4 protein-coding genes are annotated in these 4,353 nt (G+C 73.3%); 1 reads left to right on the top strand and 3 read right to left on the bottom strand.

The genetic code is table 11. From position 1 onward, the window contains the following. A partial coding sequence (locus tag C1I97_RS32295) for a S41 family peptidase (RefSeq protein ID WP_181447007.1) occupies nt 1-2,067 on the top strand: 2,067 nt, incomplete at its 5' end. 107 nt (nt 2,068-2,174) lie between these two features. Here the strand turns inward: C1I97_RS32295 and C1I97_RS32290 are convergent. From C1I97_RS32290 to C1I97_RS32280, 3 genes are all read right to left on the bottom strand, one after another. Further along, the gene (locus C1I97_RS32290) at nt 2,175-2,450 is read right to left on the bottom strand and encodes a hypothetical protein (protein ID WP_258382837.1); all 276 of its coding nucleotides are present in this window, start codon (nt 2,448-2,450) and stop codon (nt 2,175-2,177) included. 5 nt (nt 2,451-2,455) lie between these two features. After that, nucleotides 2,456-3,349, bottom strand: a complete 894-nt coding sequence (locus tag C1I97_RS32285) for an SDR family oxidoreductase (RefSeq protein WP_111006592.1) — start codon at nt 3,347-3,349, stop codon at nt 2,456-2,458. Continuing rightward, a partial coding sequence (locus C1I97_RS32280) for an alpha/beta fold hydrolase (RefSeq protein ID WP_111006591.1) occupies nt 3,346-4,353 on the bottom strand: 1,008 nt, incomplete at its 5' end. The genes C1I97_RS32285 and C1I97_RS32280, both read right to left, overlap by 4 nt.

The following is a 4,353-nucleotide window of genomic DNA, read 5'->3' as shown; positions in this document are numbered from 1 at the left end:
GCCTCCGGCACCCCCGGGACCACGGGTGCCTCCGCCGGTGACGCGGCGGAGCCGCCCGGCGGTCTCACCGAGCTGGTGCGGTCCGTCAACGGCCCCGTGCGGGATCTCGCGTTCTCGCCGGACGGAGCGTGGCTGACCTGGTCGCAGCCCGGGGTGGGGCGGACCTTGCGGCAGATCAGGATGGCCCGGATCAAGGACCGGCTGACCGTCGACGTGACCGACGGCCGGTTCGAGGACGAGAATCCGGTGTTCACGCGGGACGGCCGGTATCTGGCCTTCCTGTCGTGGCGCGGCTTCGACCCGGTGTACGACGTGCACACCGGGGACCTGTCCTTCCCGCTCGGCTGCAAGCCGTACCTGGTCCCGCTGTCCTCCGCGACCCCCTCCCCGTTCGCGCTGAACCCCGAGGGCCGGCCGGCCGCCGGCGGTCTGGACCCCGTCGAGGAGGAGGAGACCGGCGAGACCGGCGCGGTGACCGTGGAGGTCGAGGGCCTGGAGAACCGGGTCACGCCGTTCCCGGTCATCGCCTCCAAGTACTCCGCGCTGTGCCCGGTCGCCGGCGGCGGCCTGGTCTGGCTGCGCTGGCCGATCTCCGGCGCGCTGGGCGAGACGTTCGTCAACCCGGACGACATCTCCGGCCGGCCGACGCTGGAGCACTTCAACCTCAGCAGGGCGAAGAAGTACGAACTCGTCGGCCACCTCGACTTCTTCGCGGTCAGCGGCGACGGCACCCGGCTCGTCGTCGCCGACGGGGGCGACCTGCGCGCGGTGCCGTCCACGGAGATCGGCGACAGCGACACCACGACCTGGATCGACCTGCGCCGGATCCTGCACGTGGTGGACCCGCCCGCCGAGTGGCGCCAGTCGTACGAGGAGGCGGGCCGGCTGATCCGGGCCTACTTCTGGGAGCCGGAGATGTGCGGCATCGACTGGGACGGGGTGCTCGCCCAGTACCGCCCGCTGGTCGAACGCGTCGCGTCCCCCGACGAGTTCGCCGACCTGCTGCGCGAAGTGCTCGGCGAGCTGGGCACCTTCCACGCCTACGTCGCCGCCGCCCGCCGCAACGAGGGCCCCGCGCACTACCAGCGCCCGCAGGGCCTGCTCGGCGCCAACCTGTTCTGCCGGGAAGGCCGTTGGACCGTCAAACGGATCCTGCCCGGCGACTCCTCCGACTCCAGGGCCCGCTCCCCGCTGGCCGGCACCGGCATCCGCGAGGGCGCGGTCCTGACCCACGTGGACGGCCGCCCGGTGGACCCGGTGGCGGGCCCGTATCCGCTGCTGGCCGGTTCGGGCGGTACGACGGTGGAGCTGACGTTCGAGCCCGCGGAGGGCGGGCCGCCGCGCCGGGTCGCCATCGTCCCCCTGGTCGACGAGCGTCCGCTGCGCTACCAGGACTGGGTGGCCAAACGACGGGCCGTCGTGAGGGAGTTGAGCGGCGGCCGCTGCGGCTACCTGCACATCCCCGACATGGGCGGCTCCGGCTGGGCCCAGTTCAACCGGGACCTGCGCATGGAGGTGTCCCGGCCCGCGCTGATCGTCGACGTCCGCGGCAACGCCGGCGGCCACATCAGCGAACTGGTCGTCGAGAAGCTGACCCGGACCATCCTCGGCTGGGACCTGACCCGGGGCGCCCAGCCGGTGTCGTACACCTCGGACGCGCCCCGCGGCCCGATCGTGGCCCTCGCCGACGAGGCGACCTCCTCCGACGGCGACATGATCACCGCGGCCTTCAGGCTGCTGAAGCTGGGCCCGGTGGTCGGTCAGCGCACCTGGGGCGGCGTGGTCGGCATGACCGGCCGGCACCGCCTCGGCGACGGCACGATCATCACGGTGCCGATGAACGCGGCCTGGTTCGACGCCTACGGCTGGTCCGTCGAGAACCACGGCGTCGCCCCCGACGTAGAGAGTCTGCGCACCCCCCTGGACTGGGCCGAGGGCCGCCACGTCGAGATGGACGACGCCATCGAACTGGCCCTGGAACTTCTGGCGGCCAACCCGGCGGCGACCCCGCCCGACTACAGCGACGTACCCGACCGCTCGCGGCCGAAGCTGCCCCCGCGTCCCTGAGCCCCCTGTCCACGGGCGCGGGGTTGTCGCCGACAAGCGTGGGGTGCCCCGACGCACGGGGCACCCCACGCGGTTACGGCCGAAGCCGAGCGCGGCGACAACAATGACTACCTGTCGTAGTCCTGGTCGAAGCGGTCCTCCGTCTCGTCGCGCGTACCCTCCATGCCCTGCCGGGCACGGTCACGCTCCTGGGGGGCGCGCTGACCCGCCTTCTCCCGGGCCTCGCCGAGCTTCTCCTTGCCCTGCCGCCGCGCCTGCTCGGCCTGCTCCTGGGACTTGTCCTTCATGCCCATGCTGTTCACTCCCGTATGGGTGAGGATGATCCCCCCGTGGGCGAGGGGATCGGCCTCGACCAGATTCACACGGGCGGTGACCCTGCGCATGTCGATCAGTGACGCTGGGTAGTTGAGGCCGTCCGGTGCTGCTCGTCGGCCGCGCCGCCCGCGCCCACCAGTCCGGTCCGCACGCCCGTCAGCCGGTCCGCGAACCGCCGCATCTCCCGCTGCCCCACGGTCCCGATGATCCCCGGCAGGTAACCCCGCACGCCCTGCATCCCCCGCAGCCACCACTGCCCGTACACATGGACGGCGCGCCGCTCGATCCCGGCCACGATCCGGTCCACCGCCGGCCCCAGCGGGTAGGTCTTGTTCGCCGGCCACGGCAACCGCTGCCTCAACTCCCGCATGACGCCGTCCTGATCGGCCCCGCGCACCATGTCGGTGTCGGTCCACGACAGATACGCGACGCCCACCCGCACGCCCTTGTGGCCGACTTCGGCCCGCAGGCTGTGCGCGTACGCCTCCACACCGGACTTGGAGGCGCAGTACGCCGTCATCATCGGCGCCGGGGTGATCGCGGCGAGCGAGGCGATCTGCAGCAGATAGCCCCGGCTCTCGGTGAGCGCCGGCAGGAACGCCCGCCCGGTGACCGCCGATCCGATGAGGTTGACCTCGATCACCCGCCGCCAGGACTCCGGATCGGACTCGGTGAACGGACCGCCGCTCGCCACACCGGCGTTGGCGACCACGATGTCGACCCTGCCGAACCGCTCCCTGACCTCCGCCGCGACCCGGGTCATCGCCTCGTGGTCGGTGACGTCGGCGTGCCAGTGGGCGCTGTCGCCGTGCAGCCGCTCACCGACCTGCTTGAGCGCGTCCGGCTCCAGCCCGACCAGCGCGATCCTCGCGCCGCGCGCGGACAGCTTGCGCGCGAGCAGCTCGCCGACGCCCCGCGCGGCCCCCGTGACGACCGCGACCTGCCCCTCCAGGCTCACCTTGCTCATGCGCCCTCCCTGGTCCGTGCGTCGTCGATCCGCGTGTCGTCGATCCGTGCGTCGTCGATCCGTGCGTCGTCGATCCGTGCGTCGTCGATCCGTGCGTCGTCGATCCGCGTGTCGTCGTTGTCGTTCTCGCGTGCGCGTACGTGGGCGGTGACGAGCTCCCGGATCTTGCCGGTGACCAGCTCGGGCGCCTCCACCGGCGTCATGTGGCCGAGCCCGGGCAGCTCGGTCAGGCCCACGCACCGCGGCAGCGCCCCGGCCAGCGCCCGCGCGTGCACGGGCGGGGTCAGCCGGTCGGCCGTGCCCACGACGACCGCCGTCGGCACGTCCAACTCCCTTACCCCGTGGTCGAGGTCGAGCAGGTTCAGCACCTGCGACCAGGCGTGGCGCACCCGGCGCGGGCAGGCGTGCACGATCCGCGCGCACGCCTCGACCATGTGCGGCGCCGCACCGGGGCCCATCGTCGCGTACTTGAGGATGCGCAGGGCGAGCGGCGTGACCGGTCCGAGCGGCGCCCGGGAGCCGAGGACGTGCCGGGTCAGCCGGGTCCGCAGCCGTCCGGCCCGGATCGGTACGACGGTTGCCTCGGCGACCAGCCGTGAACTGCCCGTGCTGCACAGCAGGACGGCCGCCGCGTGCTCCCGGAAGCCGGCCCGGCCGGACGCGGCCATGACCGTCATCCCGCCCATCGAGTGACCGGCGATCACCGCCTTCTCCCCGGGCGCGAGGGTCGCGGCGAGCACGGCCTGGAGGTCGTCGGCGAGCGCGTCCGTACTGCACGCGCGGCTCGCCGGGCTGCGTCCGTGGCCGCGCTGGTCGTAGGCGATGACCCGGTGGTCGGCGGCCAGGTCCCGGATCTGCGCGGCCCAGAAGGCGGTGGAGCAGGTCCAGCCGTGGGCGAGGACGACGGCCGGGGCGTCGGGGTCGTCCACGGTCCCGTGGACCTCGACGTGCAGCCGGGCGCCGTCGGCGGAGACGGCGGTGAGTTCACGGGCGGGGGCGGGAGG

Source organism: Streptomyces sp. NTH33 (assembly GCF_003236365.1).
Taxonomy (GTDB): domain Bacteria; phylum Actinomycetota; class Actinomycetes; order Streptomycetales; family Streptomycetaceae; genus Streptomyces.
Note: the sequence above shows the minus strand (reverse complement) of the source record. Positions and strands in the feature narration are given on the sequence as shown.

What these genes read in the sequence shown, in the direction of transcription:
- C1I97_RS32285 (WP_111006592.1), bottom strand. Translation starts at nt 3,349, where the DNA reads ATGAGCAAGGTGAGCCTGGAGGGGCAGGTCGCGGTCGTCACGGGGGCC.
- C1I97_RS32290 (WP_258382837.1), bottom strand. Translation starts at nt 2,450, where the DNA reads ATGCGCAGGGTCACCGCCCGTGTGAATCTGGTCGAGGCCGATCCCCTC.